17 protein-coding genes, 1 other RNA gene and 2 pseudogenes are annotated in these 24,485 nt (G+C 62.9%); 12 read left to right on the top strand and 8 right to left on the bottom strand.

Annotated elements, in window-relative coordinates:
* Positions 1-52 precede the first annotated feature (52 nt).
* Positions 53-400 (bottom strand): annotated as a pseudogene (locus ACW9H9_RS20805) (D-alanyl-D-alanine carboxypeptidase); the annotation flags it as partial.
* 238 nt (positions 401-638) lie between these two features.
* Here ACW9H9_RS20805 and ACW9H9_RS20800 point away from each other — a divergent pair.
* Positions 639-977 (top strand): YggL 50S ribosome-binding family protein, encoded by a 339-nt coding sequence (locus ACW9H9_RS20800; RefSeq protein WP_457345025.1) that lies wholly within the window; start codon positions 639-641, stop codon positions 975-977.
* Between the two features lie 49 nt (positions 978-1,026).
* Here ACW9H9_RS20800 and ACW9H9_RS20795 read toward each other — a convergent pair whose 3' ends face one another.
* Positions 1,027-2,199, bottom strand: a complete 1,173-nt coding sequence (locus ACW9H9_RS20795) for a benzoate/H(+) symporter BenE family transporter (protein ID WP_457345024.1) — start codon at positions 2,197-2,199, stop codon at positions 1,027-1,029.
* Between the two features lie 229 nt (positions 2,200-2,428).
* Between ACW9H9_RS20795 and ACW9H9_RS20790 the strand changes: the two genes are divergently transcribed.
* On the top strand, positions 2,429-3,193 hold the full coding sequence (locus ACW9H9_RS20790) for a GntR family transcriptional regulator (RefSeq protein WP_457345023.1): 765 nt from the start codon (positions 2,429-2,431) through the stop codon (positions 3,191-3,193).
* A gap of 61 nt (positions 3,194-3,254) precedes the next feature.
* On the opposite strand, the gene guaD is transcribed toward ACW9H9_RS20790, so the two are convergent.
* The 4 genes from guaD to xdhA are packed head-to-tail and all read right to left on the bottom strand — an operon-like array spanning position 3,255 to position 9,276.
* Complete coding sequence (gene guaD, locus ACW9H9_RS20785; protein ID WP_457345022.1) at positions 3,255-4,559, bottom strand: guanine deaminase; 1,305 nt, start codon at positions 4,557-4,559, stop codon at positions 3,255-3,257.
* 7 nt (positions 4,560-4,566) lie between these two features.
* Positions 4,567-5,409, bottom strand: coding sequence for a xanthine dehydrogenase accessory protein XdhC (xdhC, locus tag ACW9H9_RS20780; RefSeq protein WP_457345021.1), 843 nt, complete (start codon positions 5,407-5,409; stop codon positions 4,567-4,569).
* A gap of 26 nt (positions 5,410-5,435) precedes the next feature.
* Positions 5,436-7,835, bottom strand: coding sequence for a xanthine dehydrogenase molybdopterin binding subunit (xdhB, locus tag ACW9H9_RS20775; protein WP_457345020.1), 2,400 nt, complete (start codon positions 7,833-7,835; stop codon positions 5,436-5,438).
* A complete protein-coding gene (gene xdhA / locus ACW9H9_RS20770) occupies positions 7,828-9,276 on the bottom strand; it encodes a xanthine dehydrogenase small subunit (protein ID WP_457345019.1) in 1,449 nt (482 codons plus the stop codon). The genes xdhB and xdhA overlap by 8 nt, the downstream gene beginning before the upstream one ends.
* 281 nt (positions 9,277-9,557) lie before the next feature.
* Between xdhA and ACW9H9_RS20765 the strand changes: the two genes are divergently transcribed.
* The 6 genes from ACW9H9_RS20765 (at position 9,558) to ffs (ending at position 18,732) form a co-directional block, all read left to right on the top strand.
* Positions 9,558-10,217: a GntR family transcriptional regulator gene (locus tag ACW9H9_RS20765; RefSeq protein ID WP_457345018.1), complete on the top strand. Its 660-nt coding sequence runs from the start codon at positions 9,558-9,560 to the stop codon at positions 10,215-10,217.
* Between the two features lie 2 nt (positions 10,218-10,219).
* Complete coding sequence (gene smc, locus ACW9H9_RS20760) at positions 10,220-13,708, top strand: chromosome segregation protein SMC (RefSeq protein WP_457345017.1); 3,489 nt, start codon at positions 10,220-10,222, stop codon at positions 13,706-13,708.
* 250 nt (positions 13,709-13,958) lie between these two features.
* Positions 13,959-14,837 (top strand): cell division protein ZipA, encoded by an 879-nt coding sequence (gene zipA / locus ACW9H9_RS20755; RefSeq protein WP_457345016.1) that lies wholly within the window; start codon positions 13,959-13,961, stop codon positions 14,835-14,837.
* Positions 14,838-14,924: 87 nt separating this feature from the next.
* Positions 14,925-17,273, top strand: a complete 2,349-nt coding sequence (ligA, locus tag ACW9H9_RS20750; RefSeq protein ID WP_457345015.1) for an NAD-dependent DNA ligase LigA — start codon at positions 14,925-14,927, stop codon at positions 17,271-17,273.
* Positions 17,274-17,336: 63 nt separating this feature from the next.
* Complete coding sequence (locus ACW9H9_RS20745; RefSeq protein ID WP_457345014.1) at positions 17,337-18,503, top strand: zinc-binding metallopeptidase family protein; 1,167 nt, start codon at positions 17,337-17,339, stop codon at positions 18,501-18,503.
* A 132-nt stretch (positions 18,504-18,635) separates the two neighbouring features.
* An RNA gene (gene ffs / locus ACW9H9_RS20740) (signal recognition particle sRNA small type) lies at positions 18,636-18,732 on the top strand.
* Between the two features lie 24 nt (positions 18,733-18,756).
* On the opposite strand, the pseudogene ACW9H9_RS20735 reads toward ffs, so the two are convergent.
* Positions 18,757-19,619 (bottom strand): annotated as a pseudogene (locus ACW9H9_RS20735) (LysR family transcriptional regulator).
* Positions 19,620-19,716: 97 nt separating this feature from the next.
* Here ACW9H9_RS20735 and ACW9H9_RS20730 point away from each other — a divergent pair.
* From ACW9H9_RS20730 to recR, 4 genes are all read left to right on the top strand, one after another.
* Positions 19,717-20,634 (top strand): DMT family transporter, encoded by a 918-nt coding sequence (locus ACW9H9_RS20730; protein WP_457345013.1) that lies wholly within the window; start codon positions 19,717-19,719, stop codon positions 20,632-20,634.
* A 75-nt stretch (positions 20,635-20,709) separates the two neighbouring features.
* Positions 20,710-22,770 (top strand): DNA polymerase III subunit gamma/tau, encoded by a 2,061-nt coding sequence (gene dnaX / locus ACW9H9_RS20725; protein ID WP_457345012.1) that lies wholly within the window; start codon positions 20,710-20,712, stop codon positions 22,768-22,770.
* 44 nt (positions 22,771-22,814) lie between these two features.
* Complete coding sequence (locus ACW9H9_RS20720; RefSeq protein WP_457345011.1) at positions 22,815-23,153, top strand: YbaB/EbfC family nucleoid-associated protein; 339 nt, start codon at positions 22,815-22,817, stop codon at positions 23,151-23,153.
* A gap of 132 nt (positions 23,154-23,285) precedes the next feature.
* Positions 23,286-23,888 carry a recombination mediator RecR gene (gene recR, locus ACW9H9_RS20715; RefSeq protein ID WP_457345010.1) on the top strand — a complete coding sequence of 201 codons (603 nt, stop codon included), beginning with the start codon at positions 23,286-23,288 and terminating at the stop codon, positions 23,886-23,888.
* A 43-nt stretch (positions 23,889-23,931) separates the two neighbouring features.
* Here the strand turns inward: recR and ACW9H9_RS20710 are convergent, their stop codons facing one another.
* Positions 23,932-24,480, bottom strand: coding sequence for an adenine phosphoribosyltransferase (locus tag ACW9H9_RS20710; RefSeq protein WP_457345009.1), 549 nt, complete (start codon positions 24,478-24,480; stop codon positions 23,932-23,934).
* Positions 24,481-24,485: the final 5 nt, after the last annotated feature.

Below are 24,485 nucleotides of genomic sequence, written 5' to 3'. Positions count from 1 at the left end.
TGAAAGCGTCTATGGCTCGGCTGTCGAAACATAGTGGCCTACTTCAGACCATCCTGAGGAACAGGTTGCCGTGCAGAATGCCGCCGCTCAGGGTGCCGTCGGTGTAGAACTCGGTTTTCCACTGATGGTTAGGGCCGAGCATTTCCAGGGCCGAATAAGTGGTGACCAGCTTCATGGTCGAGGCCGGGTTGACCGACACATCGGCGTTGAAAACCGTCGGCGTACCGGGGCCGTTGAGGGGGATCATCACCAGGGACAAGGCGTTGTTTTGCAGCTTGGCCTTTTGGAGCGCTTCCTGGACCTTGGGCGGCAGGGTGGTGTTGACGGGGGCGGCGGTAACGGAAAAAGCCAGGGGAAGGAGGACACTGGCGAGTAACAATGGACGTAAGGATTTGATCATAAGAAGTAAGACCCTACTGCTGAGCAAGGGTTAAAAAAGCGAGGGCTATGTAAGAAAATCCCTCAGTGGTCATGAAAGTGTCGGCATTATGCCCCAAGGTGGATCCACTTGTGCCTGAACGATAGCGGGTAATCGGGGATTTTTTTACTGGCACTGTGCCGCCTGTCCCAGAGAGTCGGGCAATCGCCGCCCGAAACTGGTAGAGTGCCCGCCGTTATTACTTAAGAGGATTGTTCCAATGGCGACTAACCGTTCCCGGCGTCTGCGCAAAAAACTGTGCGTTGATGAATTTCAAGAGCTGGGTTTCGAACTGAACCTGGATTTCAAAGAAGGTTTGGACGATGAAGCGGTTGACGCTTTCCTCGACGCATTCCTGACCGAAGCCATGGACGGCAACGGCCTGGACTACGTGGGCGGCGAAGACTTCGGTCTGGTATGCAAAGCCACCCGTGGTTCGGTGACCCCAGAACAGCGCGCAACCGTTGAGGCCTGGCTCAAAGCCCGCCCAGAGTTGACCCGCGTTGAAGTCAGCGAGCTGCTGGATGCCTGGCACCCTGAGACGCCGATCAAGGCGTAAGGCGTGAGTGGCAAGCTGCACGCCTTGGGCTGTGCAGCTTGCCGTTCGCTCAACGCTTGAGAATCACCAGCGTCACCACGCCCGCCACAATTCCCCAAAACGCCGAACCGATGGAAAACAGCGTCAGCCCCGATGCCGTGACCATAAAGGTAATGAGCGCCGCTTCCCGCTCGCTGGGCTCATTCATGGCAATGCTCAAGCCATTGATGATCGAGCCAAACAGCGCCAGCGCGGCAATCGACAGCACCAGCTCCTTGGGCAGCGCTGCAAACAACGCCGCCAACGTCGCGCCGAATACCCCGGCGATCCCGTAGAACACCCCGCACCACACTGCCGCCGTATAACGTTTGCGCTTGTCCTCGTGGGCATGCGGTCCGGTGCAGATCGCTGCGCTGATGGCCGCCAGGTTAATACCGTGGGAGCCGAACGGCGACAGCACCAGCGAGGCCAGGCCCGTGGTGGTGATCAGTGGCGAGGCGGGCACGTCATAGCCGTCGGCGCGCAGCACGGCGATGCCGGGCATGTTTTGCGAGGTCATCGCCACCACGAACAGCGGGATGCCGATGCTGATGGTCGCGGCCAGCGAGAAGTGCGGCGTGGTCCACACCGGCGTCGCCACTTCCAGGTGGAAGGCGCTGAAGTCCAGCAAGCCCATCAGGCCCGACAGCACGGTGCCGATCAGCAGTGCGGCCAGCACCGCGTAACGGGGTGACACACGTTTGACGATCAGGTAGGTAAAAAACATCCCCAGCACCAACCCGGTGCGGTGTTGGGCGGCGACGAAAATCTCGCTGCCGATCTTGAACAGAATGCCCGCCAGCAAGGCCGCCGCCAGGGACGCGGGGATGCGTTTGACCAGCTTTTCAAAACTGCCGGTGAGCCCGCAGATCGTCACCAGCACGGCGCAGGTGACGTAGGCACCGATGGCCTCGCCATAACTCACCCCGCCCAGGCTTGTGATCAGCAGCGCGGCGCCCGGGGTCGACCAGGCGATGGTGATGGGCGTGCGATAGCGCAACGACAGGCCGATGCTGCACACCGCCATGCCGATGGACAGCGCCCAGATCCACGAAGAAATCTGCGCCGTCGTGAGGTCCGCCGCCTGGCCGGCCTGGAACATCAGCACCAGGGAACTGGTGTAGCCGGTCATCATGGCGATGAAGCCTGCGACGATCGCAGAGGGAGAGGTATCGGCCAGCGGGCGCGGGAGGGCTTGGGTCATGGGGCGGTGTTCCTTTTACCGGAGGGCTGTGTGCAGGAGAGCGCGCGAATTCAAGCCTAAACTCAAACGTTACAAAGCTTTGCAATACAGCCGGGGCCGCAAACAGCCGTACAGTGTGTTGGTGCAATGGGTTGTGTACAATGTGCCCTGTTTTTGGGTGATACTTGCCAGCGCCCCGTCGTTGCCGTATTACCGTTAATTCGCCGCCGTTCTCCCGACCCGAGTGCCCATGAACGAACAGTTGCAACCTCTCAAGAAACAACCGCGCGCTGGCAAGGCCGGTCGCAGTGGAACCCAGGACGATATCGTCTACGCGCATATCTTCGAGGCGATCCTCGAACAACGCCTGGCGCCCGGGACCAAATTGAGCGAGGAGGCACTCGGGGAAATCTTCGGCGTGAGCCGCACCATCATTCGTCGCGCCCTGTCGCGCCTGGCCCATGAAGGCGTGGTGTTGCTGCGCCCCAATCGCGGCGCGGTGGTGGCCAGCCCCAGCGTGGAGGAGGCCCGCCAGGTGTTCCTCGCCCGCCGGTTGGTGGAGCGTGCGATCACCGAACTTGCGGTACAACATGCCACCGCCGAGCAACTGGCCGAGCTGCGCCAGATGGTCAATGAGGAGCGTGACAGTTTTTCCCGTGGCGACCGCGGTGCCGGTATCCGCCTTTCCGGCGAGTTCCACCTGAAGCTGGCGGAGGCTGCAAAAAACGCTCCGCTGATCAGCTTCCAGCGCAGCCTGGTGTCGCAGACGTCATTGATCATCGCGCAGTACGAAAGCGGCAACCGCTCGCACTGCTCCTACGATGAGCACACCCAGTTGATCGATGCGATCCAAGCGCGGGACGCCGCGCTGGCGGTGGACCTGATGATGCATCACATGGATCACATCGACAGCAAGCTCAACCTCGACGAAGAAAGCGCGTCGGATGATTTGCACGCGGTGTTCTCGCACCTGCTGCAAACCAAAAAGCCGGGGCGCCCTTCGGTAAAGCTGTAAACCCGGTTGAACCCTGTGGGAGCACGCGGGCTCCCACCGTTGCCTGGCGCCGTGGCAAGCCTCAGCGCTGGTGCACCAACTGGCCCGCGGCATAGGTGTGCGACACCGTCCGGTCATCCCCCAGCGTCATCAATACAAACAACGTCTCGGCAATGTGAGTGGCCTGCTTGAGGCGATAGCTGAGCAGCGGCGTGGCGTGGTAGTCCAGCACCACAAAGTCTGCCTCTGTGCCCGGTTGCAGCGTGCCGATCTTGTCCTCCAGCCGCAGCGCCCGCGCACCGCCCAACGTTGCCAGGTACAGCGATTTGAACGGGCTCAGCCGTGCGCCCTGCAACTGCATGACCTTGTAGGCCTCGTTCAACGTGTGCAGCAGCGAAAAGCTGGTGCCGCCGCCCACGTCGGTGCCCAGGCCCACAGGGAGCTTGTGCTTTTCGGCCATTGGCAGGTTGAACAACCCACTGCCCAGAAACAGGTTCGACGTCGGGCAGAACGCCACCGCCGAGCCGGTTTCTGCCAGCCGCGCGCATTCCTCGTCACACAGGTGCACACCGTGGGCGAACACCGAGCGTTCCCCCAGCAAGTGGTAATGGTCGTACACGTCCAGGTAACCGCTGCGCTCTGGGAACAGCGCCTTGACCCATTGCACTTCCTGCGGATTTTCACTGATGTGCGTCTGCATGTACAGCCCGGGGTACTCGGCCAGTAATTGCCCGGCGAAAGCCAGTTGCTGCGGTGTACTGGTGGGGGCGAAACGTGGCGTGACGGCGTAGTGCAAGCGGCCTTTGCCATGCCAGCGTTCGATCAGCTCCTTGCTTTGCGCGTAGCCGGTGTCGGCGGTGTCGGTCAGGTAGTCCGGCGCGTTGCGGTCCATCAACACTTTGCCGGCGATCATGCGCAGGTCGAGCTTCTCGGCCGCCTCGAAAAACGCGTTTACCGACTGCGGGTGCACGCTGGCGAACACCAGCGCGGTGGTGGTGCCGTTGCGCAGCAGCTCCTTGATGAAAATATCCGCGACGGCCTCGGCATGGGCCGCGTCGGCGAACTGGCTTTCGCACGGGAAGGTGTAGGTGTTGAGCCAGTCCAGCAATTGCTCGCCATAAGCGCCGATCATGCCGGTTTGCGGCAGGTGGATATGCGTGTCGATCAAGCCAGGGGTGATCAGCGCGTCCGGGTAATGGGTGACCTCCACGCCCGCGGGCAGCGTGGGCAGCAGGTCGCTGGCGTGGCCGATGGCGCTGATCCGACCGTTCTCGATTACCAGCAGGCCGTCTTCGAAATACTCGTAGGACGCGTCGACACCCACTTCGGCAGGGTCGGCAATGCTGTGCAACAGGGCGGCACGGTAAGCGTTGTGAGTCAAAGGCATGGCAGTCTCAATTGATAGCTTGGCTGCGGCGCGAGGCCGGCAGCAGTTTGGCGATGGGTTCGGCGCTCGCAAGGTGCTGGCCGAAATTAGCGTTATAGGTGGCGATGATTTCGCCCGCGATGGAGATGGCGATTTCTACCGGCAGTTTGCCTTTGACCTCGGAAAGCCCCATGGGGCAGCGCATGCGTTGCAACTGCGCGTTATCGAAACCGCGCTCGCGCAGGCGGTGCTCGAACTTCACGCGTTTGGTTTTCGAGCCGATGAGGCCGAAGTAGGTGAAATCGTTGCGCTTGAGCAGGGCGGCGGTGAGTTCCAGGTCGAGCGCGTGATTGTGGGTCATGACGATGCAGTAACTGCCCACCGGCAAGTCGGTAATTTCGTCCACTGGCTCCTCACTGACGACTTTACGCACGCCTTGCGGGATATGCGGTGGAAACTCCTGTTCCCGGGAGTCGATCCAACTGACCCGGCACGGCAGGCTGGCCAGCAACGGCACCAGCGCACGGCCCACGTGGCCGGCACCAAACACCGCGATGTGGGCCTGCACCTGGCCCATGGGCTCGAACAGCAACACGGTCACGCCGCCGCAACACTGGCCCAGGCTGGCGCCGAGGTTGAAGCGCTCCAGGTGGGTGTTTTGCTGGCCGCGCACGAGCATGTCGCGGGCCAGTTGCATGGCCTTGTACTCCAGGTGCCCGCCGCCGATGGTGTCAAAGGCCTGGTCGGCGCTGATGACCATTTTTGAACCGGCATTGCGCGGCGTGGAGCCAAGCTCCTCGATGATGGTCACCAGTACGCAGGGTTCGCCCCGGTTCTGCAGGTGGGCGAGGGCGCTGATCCAGTCGTTCATAATCACCTCTTGGGGGGCTGCAATGGCTAAAGCGAAGCCATCTCGGTGGGTGCCTCAGCCGCTTTTACGGGCTGCAACTGGCGCATTTGCTCACAACCCCACAAGACTCTTTCTGGCGTGGCAGGTGCATCGATCTTTGGCTGGTGGCGGTAATCACCCAGGCTCGCCACCGCGTCCTTGATCGCGCACCACGCGGCAATGCCGAGCATGAACGGCGGCTCGCCCACGGCTTTGGAGTGGAACACCGTGTCTTCGGGGTTTTTGCGGTTTTCCACCAGTTTTACCCGCAGGTCCAACGGCATGTCGGCCACGGCCGGGATCTTGTAGCTGGCCGGGCCGTTGGTCATCAGCTTGCCTTTGTTGTTCCACACCAACTCCTCCATGGTCAGCCAGCCCATGCCCTGCACGAAACCGCCCTCGACCTGGCCGATGTCGATGGCCGGGTTCAACGAGGCGCCCACGTCGTGCAGGATGTCGGTGCGCAACATTTTGTATTCGCCGGTGAGGGTGTCGACGATCACTTCGCAACAGGCGGCGCCAAAGGCGAAGTAATAAAACGGCCGGCCCCGTGCCTGGCTGCGGTCGTAATAGATTTTGGGGGTCTTGTAGAACCCGGTACTGGACAGCGACACCTGGGCGAAATACGCCTGCTGGACCAGCGTTTCAAAGCTCAGGAGCTGATCGCGCACGCGCACAAGGCCGTTGTGAAACACCACGTCCGCTTCGCTGACGTGGTAGTGGCGCGTGGCAAATTCCACCAGGCGCTGCTTGAGGGTTTCGGCGGCGTTCTGCGCGGCCTTGCCGTTCAGGTCGGCGCCGCTGGAGGCCGCGGTGGGCGAGGTGTTCGGCACCTTGTCGGTGTTGGTGGCGGTGATCTGCACGCGATCGATGTCCACCTGGAACACTTCGGCCACCACCTGCGCGACCTTGGTGTTCAGGCCCTGGCCCATCTCGGTGCCGCCGTGGTTCAGGTGGATGCTGCCGTCGGTGTAGATGTGAATCAGCGCGCCCGCCTGGTTGAGGAAACTGGCGGTAAACGAAATGCCGAATTTCACCGGGGTCAGCGCCAGGCCTTTTTTCAGGACGGGGCTGTGGGCGTTGAACAGGCGAATCGCTTCGCGGCGCTCGGCGTATTGGCTGCTGGCCTCAAGCTCTGCGGTCATCTCCAGGAGCAGGTTGTGCTCGACGATCTGGTGGTAGTGAGTGACGTTGCGCTCGGTCTTGCCGTAGTAATTGGCCTTGCGCACGGCCAGCGGGTCCAGGCCCAGGTGGCGGGCGATGGTGTCCATCACTTCTTCGATGGCGACCATGCCTTGCGGGCCGCCAAACCCCCGGTAAGCGGTGTTGGAGGCGGTGTTGGTCTTGCAGCGGTGGCCGTTGACGGTGGCGTCGCCCAGGTAATAGGCGTTATCGGCGTGGAACATCGCGCGGTCGACGATCGAGTTGGACAGGTCTGGCGAGTAACCGCAGTTGCCCGCCAGTTCCAGCTGGATGCCGGTGAGGCGGCCGCTATCATCAAAGCCCACGTCGTATTCGATATAGAAGGGGTGGCGCTTGCCGGTCATCAGCATGTCTTCAACGCGCGGCAGGCGCATTTTGGTGGGCTGGCCGGTGAGGTGCGCGACCACCGCACACAGGCAGGCGGGGCTGGCGGCCTGGGTTTCCTTGCCGCCAAAGCCGCCGCCCATGCGGCGCATGTCCACCACGATCTTATTCATCGACACGTCCAGCACTTCGGCCACCAGTTTTTGCACTTCGGTGGGGTTTTGCGTGGAGCAGTAGACGATCATGCCGCCGTCTTCGGTGGGCATCACCGAGGAGATCTGGGTTTCCAGGTAGAAGTGTTCCTGGCCCCCGATGTGCAGCGTGCCTTGCAGGCGGTGCCGGGCGCTGGCCAGTGCAGCGGCGGCGTCGCCGCGTTGGTGGGTGTGGCTGTCGAGTACGAAATGTTTATTGCGAAACGCCTCGACCACGTCCAGCACCGGCTCCAGGTCCTGGTATTCGATCACGGCGGCCATGGCGGCCTTGCGGGCGGTGTCCAGGTCGCGGGCGGCCACGGCCAGCACCACCTGGCCCACGTACTGCACGGTGTCGATAGCCAGCAGCGGGTCGCCCGGCAGCAGCGGGCCGATGTCTTTGAGGCCCGGCACGTCTTCATGGGTGATGACCAGGCGCACGCCTTCAACGGCGTAGCAGGGCATGGTGTCGATGCTGAGGATCCGCGCGTGGGCGCGGTCGGACAGGCGCGCATACACATGCAACTGGTTAGGGAATTCCAGGCGGTCATCGATGTACTGCGCCTCGCCGGACACGTGCTTGGCGGCACTGTCGTGCTTGACGCTGCGGCCCACCCCGGTGGTGAGGTCCTGGGCAAACAGTTCGGCGAGTTCGGCCTGGGTTTTCACGACGCCGTGATGGTTAGACATAAGCGGTCACCCGGGTTTCGATGTGCGGGGTTTGCAGTTCGATGAAGTACTTGCGCAGCAGGTTCTGGGCGCTGAGCAGGCGGTACTCCTTGCTGGCGCGAAAGTCCGACAGCGGGGTGAAGTCTTGGGCCAGGGCCGCGCAGGCTGTTTCCACGGTGGCGGACGTCCAGGGCGCGCCGAGCAGGGCGGCTTCGCACTGCTTGGCGCGCTTGGGGGTGGCCGCCATGCCGCCAAAGGCCACGCGGGCGGCGCTGATCACGCCGTTGTCGAGGGTCAGGTTAAAGGCGGCGCAGACGGCGGAAATGTCGTCGTCCAGACGCTTGGACACCTTGTAGGCGCGAAACAGCGAGTGGCCCTTGGGCACGATGATCTTCTCGATGAATTCGCTGTCCTGGCGGGCGGTCACGCGGTAGTCGATGAAGTAGTCCTCCAGCGCCAGCGTGCGCCGGGTGCTGCCCTTGCACAGCACGATCTGCGCCCCCAGCGCGATCAGCAGGGGCGGCGAGTCGCCAATGGGCGAGGCGTTGCCGATGTTGCCGCCCAGGGTGCCCTGGTTGCGGATCTGCAAGGACGCAAAGCGTTGCAGCAGGTCGCCGAAGTCGGGGTACTCGGCGTTCAGCGCCGCGTAGCAGTCGGACAGGACGGCGGCGGCGCCGATTTCCAGGCGGTCGTCGAAGCGTTCGATGCGCTTCATATCCGCGATGTTGCCCACATAGATCATTACCGGCAGCGTGCGGTGAAACTGGGTAACTTCCAGCGCCAGGTCGGTGCCGCCCGCCAGCAGGCGGGCTTGAGGGTAGGCGTCGTAGAGGTCGGCCAGGTCGGCGACGGTCAGCGGTACCAGGCAGCGTTTGTCGCCGCTGTTGAGCTCGCAGGTTTGGGTGGGCGCGATGGCCTTGAGGCGGGCGATGGTCTGGGCCTCGCGGCTGTCGAACTGGTCCTGGGGCTTGTTGCAGCAGGCTTGCTCGGCGGCGGCGAGGATCGGGCGATAACCGGTGCAGCGGCACAGGTTGCCGGCCAGGGCTTCGTGAGCCTTGTGGCTATCCGGGGTGTCGCTGTTTTTTTGCAGGGCAAACAACGACATCACAAAGCCCGGGGTGCAAAAGCCGCATTGCGAGCCGTGGCACTCGACCATGGCCTGTTGCACGCTGTGCAGTTGGCCCTGGTGCTTGAGGTCTTCGACGCTGATCAGCTGTTTGCCGTGCAGGGAGGCCACAAAGGTCAGGCACGAATTGAGGCTGCGATAGCGGATCTGCTCCACACCCAGGTCATTGGTGTGCAATTCGCCGACCACCACGGTGCACGCACCGCAATCGCCGCTGGCGCAGCCTTCCTTGGTACCGGACTTGCCCACGTGCTCGCGCAAATAGTTGAGCACCGTCAGGTTGGGGTCCAGGGCGTGCTCGCTACGGAGTTCCTGGTTGAGTAAAAACTGGATCACGGAAGGCCTCGCAGACTCATTATTGTTGTTAACCGCTGTGGGCCGAATCTAGTCATGTCTGACTTTTCGGTCAACGATTTTCTGACCGGAAGGTCAAGAAATTGCGATCGCAACACATTCAATTATGGTTCAGTTCGCCACAGCCGCCGTTTTCAGGGGCGTGTGGGCTAGGAGGATTGCGTGTTTCGTGCCAAATTCAGCGCCGTGGGCCCAGCGCCATCAGCGGGCATTTGCGCTACACTGCGCCGCTTGTATCGCAAAGAAGATTTTGAAGGGAAAACATGACGTTTAAGGCGCCGGACAGTCTTGCCGAGCAAATCGCTCACCACCTCGCCGAACGTATCATTCGTGGCGAACTCAAGCCTGGGGAGCGGATCCAGGAGCAAAAGGTCACGCTGGCCCTCAATGTCAGCCGTGGTTCCGTGCGCGAAGCCTTGTTGATCCTTGAACGCCGCCACCTCATTGCGATCCTGCCGCGCCGTGGCGCCCACGTGACCGAACTCACCGCGCACAAAGTGCAGAGCCTGTGCACGTTGATGGGCGAGCTGTATATCTTGCTGGCCAACGCAGTGGCCCAGGGCTGGCAGGTGCAGGCCGACATGGCGGCGTTCCTGCAAATTCAGCAGCGCCTGATCAGTGCCTTCGAGCGCCAGGACATCCGCGCGTTTGTCGCCGAAAGCTTCAATGTGATGCGCCCGGCGTATCCCTTCGCCAACAACCCGTACCTGCAAGAAACCGTCGAAAACCTGCAGCCCGCCATGAACCGCTTTTATTACCTGGCGCTGGACCAGCGCAAGGCGTCGATGAGCGAGTACCTGGTGTTGTTCGAGCAACTGCTCGCCGCCGTGATGGCCCGTGACCTGGTAAAGATCCGTGAAGTGCTCTCGGCCTACGGCCAGCGCAGCTGTTCCTTGGTGATCCAAGCGTTGGCGGAAGCCTAAGCGTGCGGCTCAAGTGCATCAAACTGGCGGGGTTCAAATCCTTCGTCGACCCGACCACGGTGAACTTCCCCAGTAACATGGCGGCGGTGGTCGGGCCCAATGGTTGCGGCAAGTCGAACATCATCGACGCCGTGCGCTGGGTGATGGGCGAGAGCTCGGCAAAAAACCTGCGTGGCGAGTCGATGACCGACGTCATCTTCAACGGCTCGACCAGCCGCAAACCCGTGAGCCAGGCCAGCATCGAGCTGGTGTTCGACAACTCCGACGGCACCCTGATCGGCGAGTACGCGGCCTACGCGGAAATTTCCATCCGCCGCAAAGTCACCCGCGACAGCCAGAACAGCTACTTCCTCAACGGCGCCAAGTGCCGCCGCAAGGACATTACCGACATTTTCCTGGGCACCGGCCTGGGGCCGCGCAGCTATTCGATCATTGAGCAGGGCATGATCTCCAAGCTGATCGAAGCCAAGCCCGAAGACCTGCGCAACTTTATCGAAGAAGCCGCCGGCATCTCCAAGTACAAAGAGCGCCGCCGCGAGACAGAAAACCGCATCCGCCGCACCCACGAAAACCTCGCCCGCCTGACGGACCTGCGTGAAGAGCTGGAGCGCCAGCTCGAGCGCCTGCACCGCCAGGCCCAGGCCGCCGAGAAGTATCAGGAATACAAAGGCGAGGAGCGTCAGCTCAAGGCGCAGCTGTCGGCCTTGCGCTGGCAGGCGTTGAACGAGCAGGTGGGCCAGCGTGAGGCGATCATCGGCACGCAGGAAATCAGCTTTGAAGCGCTGGTGGCCGAGCAGCGTAACGCCGACGCCAGCATCGAGCGCCTGCGCGACGGGCACCATGACCTGTCCGAACGCTTCAATCTGGTGCAGGGCCGCTTCTATTCGGTGGGCGGCGACATCGCCCGCGTCGAACAAAGCATCCAGCACGGCCAGCAACGCCTGCGCCAGTTGCAGGACGATTTGAAAGAGGCCGAGCGTGCCCGCCTGGAAACCGAATCGCATCTGGGCCACGACCGCACGTTACTGCTGACCCTGGGCGAAGAGCTGGACATGCTCACCCCCGAACAGGAAGTGACCAGCGCCGCCGCCGAAGAGGCCGCGGCGGCGTTGGAAGAGTCCGAAACCACCATGCATGGCTGGCAGGAGCAGTGGGACGCGTTCAACCTGCGCTCCGCCGAGCCGCGTCGCCAGGCCGAGGTGCAGCAGTCGCGTATCCAGCAGCTGGAAACCAGCATGGAGCGCCTGGCCGAGCGCCAGCGCCGGTTGTTGGAAGAGCGCGCCTTGCTGGCGGCCGACCCCGAAGACGCGGCCATTCTGGACCTGAGCGAGCAACTGGCCGAAAGCGACATGACGCTGGAAGAACTGGAAGCCAGCGAAGAACAGCAAGTGGAGCGCCTTGAGCAACTGCGTCAGCAACTGCAACAGGCGACCCAGGCCCAGCAGCAGGCCCAAGGCGACTTGCAACGGCTGGAGGGGCGTTTGGCCTCGCTGGAAGCCTTGCAACAAGCCGCGCTGGACCCCGGCACCGGCACTGCCGAATGGCTGCGCGAGGCGCACCTGGCCAATCGCCCACGGCTGGCCGAGGGCCTGAACGTGGAGGCGGGCTGGGAGCTGGCGGTAGAAACCGTGCTCGGCGCCGACCTGCAAGCGGTGTTGGTGGACGACTTCAGCGGTTTGGACTTGGTGGGGTTCGAGCAGGGCGATTTGCGCTTGCTCAGCCCGGCGGCCGACGGCGTGCGCATCCCGGGCAGCCTGTTGGACAAGGTTGAGGCGAGCATCGATTTATCGCCGTGGCTGGGGCAGGTCAAGCCGGTGGAGTCCCTTGAGCAGGCCCTGGCGCTGCGGGGCCAACTGGCGCCGGGCGAAAGCCTGATCAGCCGTGACGGTTACTGGGTCGGCCGGCACTTCCTGCGGGTGCGCCGCGCCAGCGAAGCCGAGAGCGGCGTATTGGCCCGGGGCCAGGAAATCACGCGCCTGATCGCCGAGCGGGAAGAGCGCGAAGCCACCCTCGAAGGCCTTGAAACCGAACTGCAAACCCTGCGCGCCACCCAGCGCCAGCAGGAAACCGGCCGCGAACACCTGCGCCGGCTGTTGCAGGACGAAGCCCGTCAGCAGGGTGAGCTCAAGGCGCAGTTGTCGGCGAGCAAAGCCAAGGTCGAGCAACTGAACCTGCGCCGCACTCGGCTCGATGAAGAAGTGGCCGAGATGGGCGAGCAGCGTGCCCTGGAGCACGAACAGATCGGCGAGGCGCGCCTGCAGTTGCAAGAGGCCCTGGACAGCATGGCGCTGGACACCGAACAGCGCGAGCTGCTGATGGCTCAGCGTGACGGCCTGCGCGAGCGCCTTGACCGGGTGCGCCAGGAAGCCCGCCAGCACAAGGACCACGCCCATCAACTGGCCGTGCGCCTGGGTTCGTTGCACGCGCAGCACAATTCCACGCGCCAGGCCCTTGAGCGCCTGGAGATGCAGTCCGAACGCCTGACCGAAAAGCGCGAGCAATTGAGCCTCAACCTGGAGGAGGGCGAAGCCCCACTGGAAGAGTTGCGGCTCAAGCTGGAAGAGTTGTTGGAAAAGCGCATGAGCGTGGACGAAGAACTCAAGACCGCGCAAATCGCCCTGGAAGACGCCGACCGCGAACTGCGCGACGCGGAAAAGCGCCGGACCCAGGCCGAGCAACAGTCCCAGCTGATCCGCGGCCAGCTCGAACAGCAACGCATGGAATGGCAAGCCCTGACCGTGCGCCGCAAAACCCTGCAAGACCAACTGCTGGAAGACGGCTACGACCTGCACGGCGTGCTCAACACCCTGACCGCCGAGGCCAACGAGAAAGACGCCGAAGAAGAACTTGAACGCATCGCCGCGCGTATCCAGCGCCTGGGTGCGATCAACCTTGCGGCCATCGACGAGTACCAGCAGCAGTCCGAGCGCAAGCGCTACCTGGATGCCCAGAACGCCGACCTGGTGGAGGCGCTGGAGACGCTGGAAAACGTCATTCGCAAGATCGACAAGGAAACCCGCAACCGCTTCAAAGATACCTTTGATCAGATAAATGGCGGTTTACAGGCCTTATTCCCAAAAGTTTTCGGTGGCGGCAGCGCTTATCTGGAACTGACGGGCGAAGATCTACTCGATACAGGGGTGACGATCATGGCGCGGCCGCCGGGCAAGAAGAACAGCACCATCCATTTGTTGTCCGGTGGCGAGAAGGCACTGACCGCATTGGCGCTGGTATTTGCCATCTTCAAGCTCAACCCGGCCCCGTTCTGCATGCTCGACGAAGTTGACGCCCCGCTGGATGACGCTAACGTTGGACGTTATGCCCGTTTGGTCAAAGAGATGTCTCAGACGGTGCAGTTCATCTACATCACCCACAACAAGATCGCCATGGAAATGGCCGATCAGTTGATGGGGGTGACGATGCACGAGCCCGGCTGTTCGCGGCTCGTGGCGGTGGACGTGGAAGAAGCGATGGCGATGGTAGACGCCTAGCGGCGAGCGGGGAGCGACAAGTTGTCCGTGAGTGGGCGTTAACCGGGCGCTTGCAACTTGTGGCCTGCTGCTTACCCCAACCACAGGTTTCTCGCCAACGATGCAACGGTCGTGCTAGTTTAACGTCAAATTTTCGTATGCGTGGGTAAAACGCCAGTCAGAACATAGAGTTGGCGCCACGTTTTAAAGCGGTTTGCAGGTTGCTAAACCCCTTATTTTTCAGCATTTTTTATTAGAGGCACGGGATTACATGGAATTCGGTCTGCGCGAATGGCTGATCGTCATCGGCATTATTGTCATTGCCGGTATTCTTTTTGATGGCTGGCGCCGTATGCGCGGCGGCAAGGGCAAGTTGAAGTTTCGCCTGGACCGCAACTTGTCCAACCTGCCGGACGACGACGGCAGCGCCGAGCTGCTGGGGCCATCCCGTGTGCTGGATAACCATAAAGAACCGCAACTGGACGAGCATGACTTGCCGTCGATGAGCGCGCCAGTGCGCGAAGCCCGTGAGCCTGCGCCCAAGCGCGGCAAGCGTGGGGCCAGCGAGCCGAGCCAGGGTGACTTGAACCTGGACATCGACGAAGGCCCAAGCTTCAGCAGCCGTGACGAAGACTTCCCGGACGACGCGCCGGTCAAGGTGTCGGCACGTGACGTTGCCAAGGACACCGGCAAAGAAGCGCTCAAAGACCAACCGGCCGCCGAAGAGGTGCTGGTTATCAGCGTGATCTGCCGTGACGCCGCAGGCTTCAAGGGCCCGGCGTTGTTGCAAAATATTCTGGAAAGCGGCCTGCGGTTTGGCGAGATGGACATCTTCCACCGTCACGAAAGCATGGCGGGCAACGGTGAAGTGCTGTTCTCCATGGCCAATGCGGTCAAGCCCGGCACCTTCGACCTGGACGACATCGACCTGTTCAGCACCCCGGCGGTCAGCTTCTTCCTCGGTTTGCCCGGCCCGCGTCACCCCAAGCAGGCCTTCGACGTGATGGTGGCCGCCGCCCGCAAGCTGTCCCAGGAACTGAACGGCGAGCTGAAAGACGACCAACGCAGCGTGCTCACCGCCCAGACCATCGAGCATTACCGTCAGCGCATCGTCGAGTTCGAGCGTCGTGCCCTGACACAGAAGCGCTGAGGATTGTCCTGCAGCGTTGTCGATAGAATAAGCGCACTAACATATTGAGCAGCTTCGGCTGCTCTTTTGCTTTATGAGAGAACACCCATGACCGCCGCCCACACCCGCATCCTCGAACTGCGCGCTGAATTGGATCAGCATAACTACCGCTATCACGTGCTCGATGAGCCGAGCATTCCAGACGCCGAGTACGACCGGCTCTACCACGAGCTCAAGGCCCTGGAAGCTGAACACCCGGAGTTGATCACGCGTGATTCGCCGACCCAGCGGGTGGGCAGTGCGGCGCTGTCGGCGTTCACCCAGGTGCGCCATGAAATCCCCATGCTCAGCCTGGGCAACGCGTTCGACGAAACCACCATGCTGGAGTTCGATCGCCGTGTGATCGAAGGCCTGGATTTGCCAGCGGGCGACCTGTTCGGGAGTGTCGAATACAGCTGCGAGCCGAAGCTCGATGGCCTGGCGGTCAGCCTGCTGTACCAGGACGGCGAACTGGTGCGCGGCGCCACGCGCGGCGACGGCACCACGGGTGAAGACATCAGCGTCAACGTGCGCACCGTGCGCAACATCCCGCTCAAACTGCACGGCAGCGGCTGGCCGGCCACCCTTGAGGTGCGCGGCGAAGTGTTCATGTCCAAGGCCGGTTTTGAGCGCCTTAACGCGGCGCAGCTGGAGGTGGGCGGCAAGACCTTCGCCAACCCGCGCAACGCCGCCGCCGGTAGCCTGCGGCAACTGGACTCGAAGATCACCGCCAGCCGCCCGCTGGAGTTCTGCTGCTACGGCGTGACCACCGACATCAGCGACACCCATGTCGGCAACCTGCAACAGTTGCAGAAATGGGGCATGCCAATCAGCCACGAGTTGAAACTGGCCAAGGGCATTCAGGACTGCTTGGACTACTACCGTGACATCGGCGAGCGCCGCAACGCCTTGCCCTATGAAATCGACGGCGTGGTGTTCAAGGTCAACAGCATCGCGTCACAGCGCGAGCTGGGCTTTCGCGCCCGCGAACCGCGCTGGGCCATCGCGCATAAATTCCCGGCCATGGAAGAGCTCACCGAGCTGCTCGACGTGGAGTTCCAGGTGGGCCGCACCGGCGCCGTCACCCCGGTGGCGCGCCTCAAGCCGGTCAAGGTGGCCGGTGTTACGGTGTCCAACGCCACCTTGCACAACATGGACGAAGTGGCCCGCCTGGGCGTGATGATTGGCGACACCGTGATCATCCGCCGCGCCGGTGACGTGATCCCGCAAGTGGTGTCGGTGGTGCTCGAGCGCCGCCCGGAAGACGCCCGCGCCGTGCCCATTCCCGAGCATTGCCCGGTGTGTGGCTCCCACGTGGAGCGCACGCAGTTGGTCAAGCGCAGCAAGGGCAGGGAAACCGTCAGCGAAGGCGCGGTGTACCGCTGCGTCGGGCGCCTGGCCTGTGGTGCGCAGCTCAAGCAGGCGATCATCCATTTCGTCTCGCGCCGGGCGATGGACATCGACGGCCTGGGCGACAAAACCATCGAGCAGTTGGTGGACGAACAGCTCATCGGCTCGCCCGCCGACCTGTACAAGCTCAAGTACGAGCAGATCATCGACCTGGAAGGCTTTGCCGACATCTCCAGTAAAAAACTGATCACCGCCATCGAACACAGCAAGTCGCCGACCCTGGCGCGTTTCATCTACGCCCTGGGCATTCCCGACGTGGGCGAAGAAACCGCCAAGGTCCTGGCCCGCTCGCTGGCCTCGTTGGCGCGGGTGCAGCAGGCGTTGCCGGAAGTGCTCACGTACCTGCCGGACGTGGGCCTGGAAGTGGCCCATGAGATTCACAGCTTCTTCGTCGACAGCCATAACCAGGACGTGATCGGGGCCCTGCTGGACCCGAACGAATGTGGCCTGGCGTTGCAGGACCAGGGCGACCTGAGCGCCGAATTCGCCGCCAGCGCCACCCTGGGCGGCCTGCTGGACAAGCTGCACGTCCCGTCGGTGGGCCCGGGGGCGGCGCAGAAGCTGGCGGACAAGTTCGGCTCCGTGGAAGGCGTGATCAAGGCCGACTGGCTCGACATGCGCCAGGCGCTGCCCGAGAAACAGGCCAAGGCCGTGCGCGACTTCTTTGACATCGACGACAACGCCCGCCGTGCGCTGGCCATTGAGCAGCAGCTCAAGGACTTCGGCATGCACTGGCAGAGCGAGAAAAAAGTCGTCGAAGGCCTGCCCGAAGCGGGGCACACCTGGGTGCTCACCGGTTCGCTGGAGTTGATGAGCCGCGACGTAGCCAAGGAAAAACTCGAAAGCCTGGGCGCCAAAGTGGCGGGTTCGGTGTCGGCGAAAACCCACTGCGTGGTGGCTGGCCCCGGTGCCGGGTCGAAGCTGGCCAAGGCCAGTGAGCTGGGCCTGACGGTGCTGGACGAGGAGGCGTTCGTCGCGTTTTTGGGCAAGCACAATATCAGCGTCTGATTTGCACTGAACGATCCCGCCCGGGCGATGATCTAGTCTTGGGCAGCCTTGGGGGAGATCACCATGCACCGCTTCTTTGAACAGCTCAGCGCCAGAATTACCGCACCGTTCACCGCCGGGCCTTCGCGTCACAGCAAGGTCTGGCAGTGCCGTTGCGGGCAAGCACTGTTCGTTCGCAACAGCCAATGCCTGGCCTGTTCGGCGCTGCTCGGTTACCAGCCCGAGCAGAGCCGCTTGTCATCCTTGCAGCCCGGGCCTGAGGCCGGCACCTGGACCCTGGACGCCGCCCCGGAGGCGGGCCTGTTCCGCCGCTGCGCCAACCTCGACACTCCGGCCGCCTGCAACTGGCTACTCCCGGCGAGCAGCGGTCAGCCCCTGTGCGTGGCGTGCAGCCTGAACCGCACCATCCCCGACCTGTCGGCTCCGCAAAACCCCGAACGCTGGCGCAAGGTAGAGACCGCCAAGCGCCGCCTGGTGGCGCAACTCATCAGCCTGGGCTTGCCGGTGGTGCCCAAGAGCGTTGACGAAAACAGCGGCCTTGCGTTTGATTTCATCGGCATTGACCTGGCTGGCAATGCACCCACCACGGGCCACGCCAACGGCCTGATCACCCTTGATATCAAAGAGGCCGACGATGCCCATCGCGAAAAAGTCCGCGTACAAATGCGCGAACCGTACCGCACCTTGCTTGGGCATTTTCGCCACGAGGTGGGCCACTATTATTGGGACCGCCTGATTGCCGATACCCCTTGGATTGAACCCTTTCGTCAGCTTTTCGGCGACGAACGCGCCAGCTACGCCGACGCCCTCGACCAGCACTACCAGAACGGCCCGCGCCCCGACTGGCAACAACACGGCGTCAGCGCCTACGCCACCATGCACCCTTGGGAAGACTGGGCAGAAACCTGGGCCCACTACCTGCACATGATGGACGCCGTCGACACCGCGCTGGGCTTTGGCATGAGCGCCCGGGAAATGGAACTGGATTACCCGCTGTTCCCCGCCAGCACCCTCTACGATCCGCAACACCCCGGCGGTGCGGCGTTTTTATCCTTCGTCAATGCGTGGATCGAACTGGCCGGCATGCTCAACGAACTGTCCCGCAGCATGGGGCAACCGGATTTCTACCCGTTCGTGCTGCCGCCTGCGGTGATCGCCAAGCTGCACTTCATTCACCTGGTGATCCAGCAAGAGGGCGGCCGGGCCGACGAAGTGCTGCAGGCCCACTGACGTGCCCAGCACCGGCCCTGGCAAGTGCTTGAGCCTCCTCGTTTTTTAATCCTGCGCCAACAGTTGTAACTTCCGACGAGATCGGTACAATGGCCCCCGCTTGCCCAGCGGCAAGCGTTGTTATGGTGACCCCATCGGTCCCCCCGCAACGATTACCCGTGAACCTGGTCAGAGCCGGAAGGCAGCAGCCACAGCGGGAACATTGTGTGCCGGGGTGTGGCTGGTGGGGTTGCCTCCATAACGCCCTCCTGCTTCACCCAAACGCCTCCCGCAACAGCCCCGCAAACGCATCCCGTGCCAGATGCCGTTGGCTGTCTTTGTGCCAAAACCACATATTGTCCACCGCCGCCAACTCCTCGAAGCGATAGGACGTGAGTTGATTCGCCTGTTCGTACCGCGCCAGTATGCCCTCCGGCGCCAGGGCCACGCCGATGCCTGCGCTGACGCAGCCGATGATCGTGCCCCAGCTGGCGTAGCTGGCAATGGCGGGTTTGATGTCGTGGGGCTTGAGCCAGTTTTCCAGGGTGGCCCGGTACGGGCAGCCTGGGGCCAGACCAGCAGCGTGCGGTCGGCCAGGTCGCGGGCGTCTTTGATGGGGGCGCTGGTGGCGCTGCTGATCAGTACCAGGCGTTCGCTGTAGACCACGCTGTGCTCGAGTTTGGCGCGTTTGCCCCCGGCGGCCACCAGGGCGGCGTCGAGTCGGTGGTGTTGCAGGTCGTCGAGCAGTTGGGCCCAGGCGCCGGTCACCAGTTCCAGCTCCACCAGCGGGTAGCGACGATGGTATTCAGCCAATAGCGGCGGCAGGCGGCCGCTGGCGCTGGATTCGACGGCGCCGATGCGCAATTTCCCACGGGGGACGGCGTTGCTGTCCACGGCACGCTTGGATTCGTCCACCAGCGCCAGAATCCGCTCGCAGTAGTCCAGAAACACTTCGCCCGCCGCGCTGATGGCCAGGCCTCGGCCTGCTCGGATAAACAGCGGCGTGCCCAGTTCGCTTTCCAGCTGTTTGATGCGCGTGGTGATGTTGGACGGTACGCAGTGCAGTTGCAGGGCTGCCTGGGCCACGCTGCCGGTTTGCGCCACGGCTTTCACCATCTTCAGTTGGGCCAGTTCCATTACTCAGTTCCAGTGATTGCAGAAGTCAGAAACGGTTAATTGTCCTGCAGGGCGTGCAGGACAAGACTGACGGCATTCCCACTGCTGGACGCTGTTCATGAATACCCCGTCACCGCTCAAGCTTACGCTAGTCACTGCCTGCGTCATCCTGTGTTGGGCCTACTCGCCGATTGGCGTGCATCTGGCCTTGCACAGCTACAGCCCGGGTCAGTTGGCGCTGATACGATTTTTGATCGCGTCGTTGTGCATGGGCGGCGTGGCGCTGGTGGCCCGTATCGAGGTGCCGCGCGTGCGTGATTTGCCTTGGTTGGTGCTGCTGGGGTTTTTCGGCATTTTCCTGCACCACCTCACCCTCAATGTTGGCCAGCAGTTCGTCACGGCGGCGGCGTCCAGCGTGTTGGCGCAGTCGGTGCCGCTGTTCAGTGTGGGGGTGGCGTGTGTGTTTCTGAAGGAGGCGGTGACGGTGTGGCGCTGGGGCTGCGTGTTGCTGGGCCTTGTCGGGGTACTGGTGGTGGTCTGGGGGGACCGAGGGTTGGGGGCGATTGACCCGCGTGGCTTGATGATTCTGGCAGCGGCGCTGTCCTGGAGTGTGTATTTCACCTTGCAGAAACACTACGCCCGGCGCTACAGCCCATTGACCACCGTGTGCTACACGGTCTGGTCCGGCACCGTGCTTCTGGCGATTTACCTGCCGGGTTTACCTTCGGCCATCGCGCAGGCGACACCCGAGGCCGACCTGGCGGTGGTGGTGCTGGGCGTGTTTCCAAGCGCCTTGGCGTACCTGGCCTGGGCCTATGTGTTAAAGCATGTGGCGGTAAGCCGGGCGTCGGTGGCGCTGTACTTGGTGCCGCCGGTGGCGATGGTGATGGCCGCGACACTCCTGGGTGAGCCGGTGTCGCTGCAGGTGGTGTCGGGTGGCCTGATCGTGCTGGCAAGTGTCGGTGCCATGGGCCTGGAACGGCGCTTTACCGGCGTGGGGGCAGGCCTGTTTCATCGCCCCCGACACCCTTTATAGAAGCGTGCCGGATGCAATTTCCCCCTTGCTCCGCTAGCATTACCGCCTTCTGCTCTCCAGTTGCGACGGTTTTCGATGAGTTATCAGGTTCTTGCACGTAAATGGCGTCCGCGCTCGTTCCGCGAAATGGTCGGCCAGACCCATGTGCTCAAGGCCCTGATCAATGCCTTGGACAGCCAGCGGTTGCACCATGCCTACCTGTTCACCGGCACCCGGGGCGTGGGCAAGACCACCATTGCGCGCATTATTGCCAAGTGCCTTAACTGCGAAACCGGCATCACCTCGTCGCCGTGCGGCGCGTGTTCGGTGTGCCGGGAAATCGACGAAGGGCGTTTTGTCGACCTGATCGAGATCGACGCCGCGAGCCGCACCAAGGTCGAAGACACCCGCGAACTGCTCGACAACGTGCAGTACGCGCCCAGCCGTGGCCGCTTCAAGGTCTACCTGATCGACGAAGTGCACATGCTCTCCAGCCATTCCTTCAACGCGTTGTTGAAAACCCTGGAAGAGCCGCCGCCCTACGTCAAATTTATCCTGGCCACTACCGACCCGCAGAAACTTCCGGCAACGATTCTGTCGCGTTGCCTGCAGTTCTCCCTCAAGAACATGACCCCTGAGCGTGTGGTCGAGCACTTGACCCACGTATTGGGCGTGGAAAACGTGCCCTTCGAAGACGACGCCCTGTGGTTGCTCGGCCGTGCCGCCGACGGTTCCATGCGCGATGCCATGAGCCTCACTGACCAGGCCATCGCGTTTGGTGAAGGCAAGGTCATGGCCGCCGATGTGCGGGCGATGCTCGGCACGCTGGACCACGGCCAAGTATTCGACGTGCTGCACGCGCTGATCGAAGGCGACGCCAAGGCGCTGCTTGAAGCCGTGCGCCACCTGTCCGAACAGGGGCCGGACTGGAATGGCGTGCTGTCCGAGATTCTCAACGTCTTGCACCGTGTTGCCATCGCCCAGGCGCTGCCTGAAGGGGTCGATAACGGCCATGGTGACCGCGACCGCGTGATGGCCCTGGCCCAGGCCCTGCCCGCCGAAGACGTACAGTTTTACTACCAGATGGGCCTGATCGGTCGTCGCGACCTGCCGTTGGCGCCCGACCCGCGTGGCGGTTTTGAAATGGTCCTGCTGCGCATGCTGGCATTCCGGCCTGCCGACACGGCGGATGCGCCCAGACAGCCACTAAAGCCAGTGGGGATCAGCCAGGCCACAGTTGATTCCGCCAACGCCGTGGCGGTTGCGGCGCCCGTGGTGCCACCGAGCGTCCCGGCACCGGAACCCGCTGCACCGCCACCTATTGCGGCTGCGCCTGCACCTGCGCCAGTGGTCGAGCCCGAGCCCGAGCCTGCTGCGCCGGTGGTCGACCTGCCCTGGAATGACCCGGTAGCAGCCCAAATCGAGCAGCAACCGGCTGTGGAGCCGGTGCTGGAAACGGTCGGCGAGCAGCCCGAACTCACGCCAATGCCCACGCCGACCCCGGTCAGCGTGGTGCCGGACGCGCCCGAATGGGTCGCAGCGCCGGTGCCCGAGCCGACCGTTGCGCAGGTTGAAGCCGCCACGCCGGGCATCGACCTCGACGACGAGCCGCCGCTGGACGAAGACTACATCGAGCCTGATATGGACTCGGCCTACAGCTACCTGGACGATCTGGCCAGTGAGCACACAGGCGAACCCACACCTGAGCCCGAGCCTGAGCCCGAGCCTGAGCCCGCTGCCGCACCGGCCACGGGGCTGGCTTTGCAATGGCTGGAATTGTTTCCCAAGTTGCCGATCTCCGGCATGACCGGCAGCATCGCGGCCAACTGCACGTTGATCGCCGTCGATGGCGATCAGTGGCTGCTGCACCTGGACCCGGCCCACAGCGCCCTGTTCAATGCCACCCAGCAGCGCCGTCTCAACGATGCGCTGAACCAGTACCACGAGCGCACGCTGACCATCCGCATCGAGCTGATCAAGCCCGAGCAGGAAACCCCGGCTCAAGCGGCCACGCGGCGCAGGCTCAACCGCCAGCGCGAGGCCGAGGACGCCATTCACGGTGACCCGCTCATCCAGCAGATGATGCAGCAGTTTGGTGCGGTGGTGCGCCACGATACGATTGAACCCGTCGAAACCCCGGTCCCCCAAGCGTCCTGAACCGGGATCCAATAATTGATCCACGTACTTTTGAGGTGATTCCCATGATGAAAGGTGGCATGGCCGGCCTGATGAAGCAGGCGCAGCAGATGCAGGAAAAAATGGCCAAGATGCAGGAAGAACTGGCCAACGCCGAAGTCACCGGTAAAGCCGGTGGCGATATGGTCAGTGTGGTGATGACCGGTCGTCACGACATCAAGCGCGTGAGCATCGACCCCAGCGTATTGCCAGGCGTGGGCGAAGATGACCGGGAAATGCTCGAAGCCCTGTTCGCCTCGGCCGTCAACGACGCCGTGCGCAAGATCGACGCCAACAGCCAGGACAAAATGTCTGGCGTGACCGCTGGCATGCAACTGCCGCCGGGCATGAAGCTGCCGTTCTGATCGGTGGGTTGCCTTGAAATGCCAGGCCTTGCGCCTGGCATTTTTTTGCCCGCACGCCGGGCCCGGGCATTTGACGCTCATCCAGAGCGCGGGTATAAACCGCGTCTCGTTGTTTTGTCGGACCTTGCCCCCATGAGCTTCAGCCCCCTGATTCGTCAACTGATCGACGCCCTGCGCATCCTGCCGGGCGTGGGCCAGAAAACCGCCCAGCGTATGGCGCTGCAATTGCTGGAGCGTGACCGCAGCGGCGGCTCCCGGCTGGCCCTGGCCATGAGCCAGGCCATGGAAGGGGTGGGGCATTGCCGTTTGTGTCGCACCCTGACCGAGGAAGAACTCTGCCCGCAATGCGCCGACCCGCGCCGTGACGACACGCTGTTGTGCGTGGTCGAGGGGCCGATGGATGTGTATGCCGTGGAGCAGACCGGCTATCGCGGTCGCTATTTTGTGCTCAAGGGCCACCTGTCGCCGCTCGACGGGCTGGGGCCGGAGGCCATCGGCATACCGCAACTGATGGAGCGGATCGAGCAGCAAGGGACGTTTACCGAGGTGATCCTGGCCACCAACCCGACGGTGGAAGGCGAGGCCACCGCGCATTACATCGCGCAATTGCTGGCGAACAAAGGCTTGGTGGGCTCGCGTATCGCCCACGGCGTGCCGTTGGGCGGCGAGCTGGAACTGGTGGACGGCGGCACCCTGGCGCACTCGTTTGCCGGTCGCAAGCCGATCGTGCTTTAAAACACGCCCGGGGCGCAGGCCAACCTGCGTTCCGGGATGACGCTTATTGCTCGCTCAACGCAAACTGCGTCAGGCAGAACGTTGGAACCCCCATGTCTTCCAGGCGCTGCGAACCGCCTAGCTCCGGCAGGTCGATAATCGCGGCCGCTTCAAATACCCGTGCGCCCATGCGCCGCACCAGGTTGGCAGCAGCGACCAAGGTGCCACCCGTGGCAATCAGGTCATCAACCATCAGCACCGAGTCGCCCTCGCACAGGGTGTCGGCATGCACCTCCAAAAAGGCCTCGCCGTATTCGGTCTGGTAACCCTCGGACAACACGTTGGCGGGCAATTTGCCCTGTTTGCGGAACAGGATCAGCGGCTTGTTCAACTGATAGGCGATGATCGAGCCGATCAGGAACCCCCGCGCATCCATCGCGCCGATGTGGGTGAAGTCGGCTTCGACGTAGCGCTGGGCAAAGCTGTCCGCCACCAGGCGCAGGGCCCTGGGCGACTGGAACAGCGGCGTGATGTCGCGAAAGATCACGCCCGGCTTGGGGAAGTCGATGACTGGGCGGATCAGGGATTTGATGTCGAACGAATCGAAGGCCATCGTCG

Source organism: Pseudomonas sp. SDO5215_S409 (assembly GCF_054071325.1).
The sequence above is the reverse complement of the archived record's forward strand: the minus strand, read 5'-3'. Positions and strand labels throughout refer to the sequence as shown.

Bases quoted from the DNA above. Each gene is read 5' to 3' on its own strand.
- guaD (WP_457345022.1), bottom strand. From the start codon at position 4,559: ATGCCTTTGACTCACAACGCTTACCGTGCCGCCCTGTTGCACAGCATT.
- dnaX (WP_457345012.1), top strand. From the start codon at position 20,710: ATGAGTTATCAGGTTCTTGCACGTAAATGGCGTCCGCGCTCGTTCCGC.
- ACW9H9_RS20765 (WP_457345018.1), top strand. From the start codon at position 9,558: ATGACGTTTAAGGCGCCGGACAGTCTTGCCGAGCAAATCGCTCACCAC.
- ligA (WP_457345015.1), top strand. From the start codon at position 14,925: ATGACCGCCGCCCACACCCGCATCCTCGAACTGCGCGCTGAATTGGAT.
- ACW9H9_RS20745 (WP_457345014.1), top strand. From the start codon at position 17,337: ATGCACCGCTTCTTTGAACAGCTCAGCGCCAGAATTACCGCACCGTTC.
- ACW9H9_RS20800 (WP_457345025.1), top strand. From the start codon at position 639: ATGGCGACTAACCGTTCCCGGCGTCTGCGCAAAAAACTGTGCGTTGAT.
- recR (WP_457345010.1), top strand. From the start codon at position 23,286: ATGAGCTTCAGCCCCCTGATTCGTCAACTGATCGACGCCCTGCGCATC.
- ACW9H9_RS20795 (WP_457345024.1), bottom strand. From the start codon at position 2,199: ATGACCCAAGCCCTCCCGCGCCCGCTGGCCGATACCTCTCCCTCTGCG.
- xdhB (WP_457345020.1), bottom strand. From the start codon at position 7,835: ATGTCTAACCATCACGGCGTCGTGAAAACCCAGGCCGAACTCGCCGAA.
- ACW9H9_RS20720 (WP_457345011.1), top strand. From the start codon at position 22,815: ATGATGAAAGGTGGCATGGCCGGCCTGATGAAGCAGGCGCAGCAGATG.
- ACW9H9_RS20710 (WP_457345009.1), bottom strand. From the start codon at position 24,480: ATGGCCTTCGATTCGTTCGACATCAAATCCCTGATCCGCCCAGTCATC.
- ACW9H9_RS20790 (WP_457345023.1), top strand. From the start codon at position 2,429: ATGAACGAACAGTTGCAACCTCTCAAGAAACAACCGCGCGCTGGCAAG.
- zipA (WP_457345016.1), top strand. From the start codon at position 13,959: ATGGAATTCGGTCTGCGCGAATGGCTGATCGTCATCGGCATTATTGTC.
- ACW9H9_RS20730 (WP_457345013.1), top strand. From the start codon at position 19,717: ATGAATACCCCGTCACCGCTCAAGCTTACGCTAGTCACTGCCTGCGTC.
- xdhC (WP_457345021.1), bottom strand. From the start codon at position 5,409: ATGAACGACTGGATCAGCGCCCTCGCCCACCTGCAGAACCGGGGCGAA.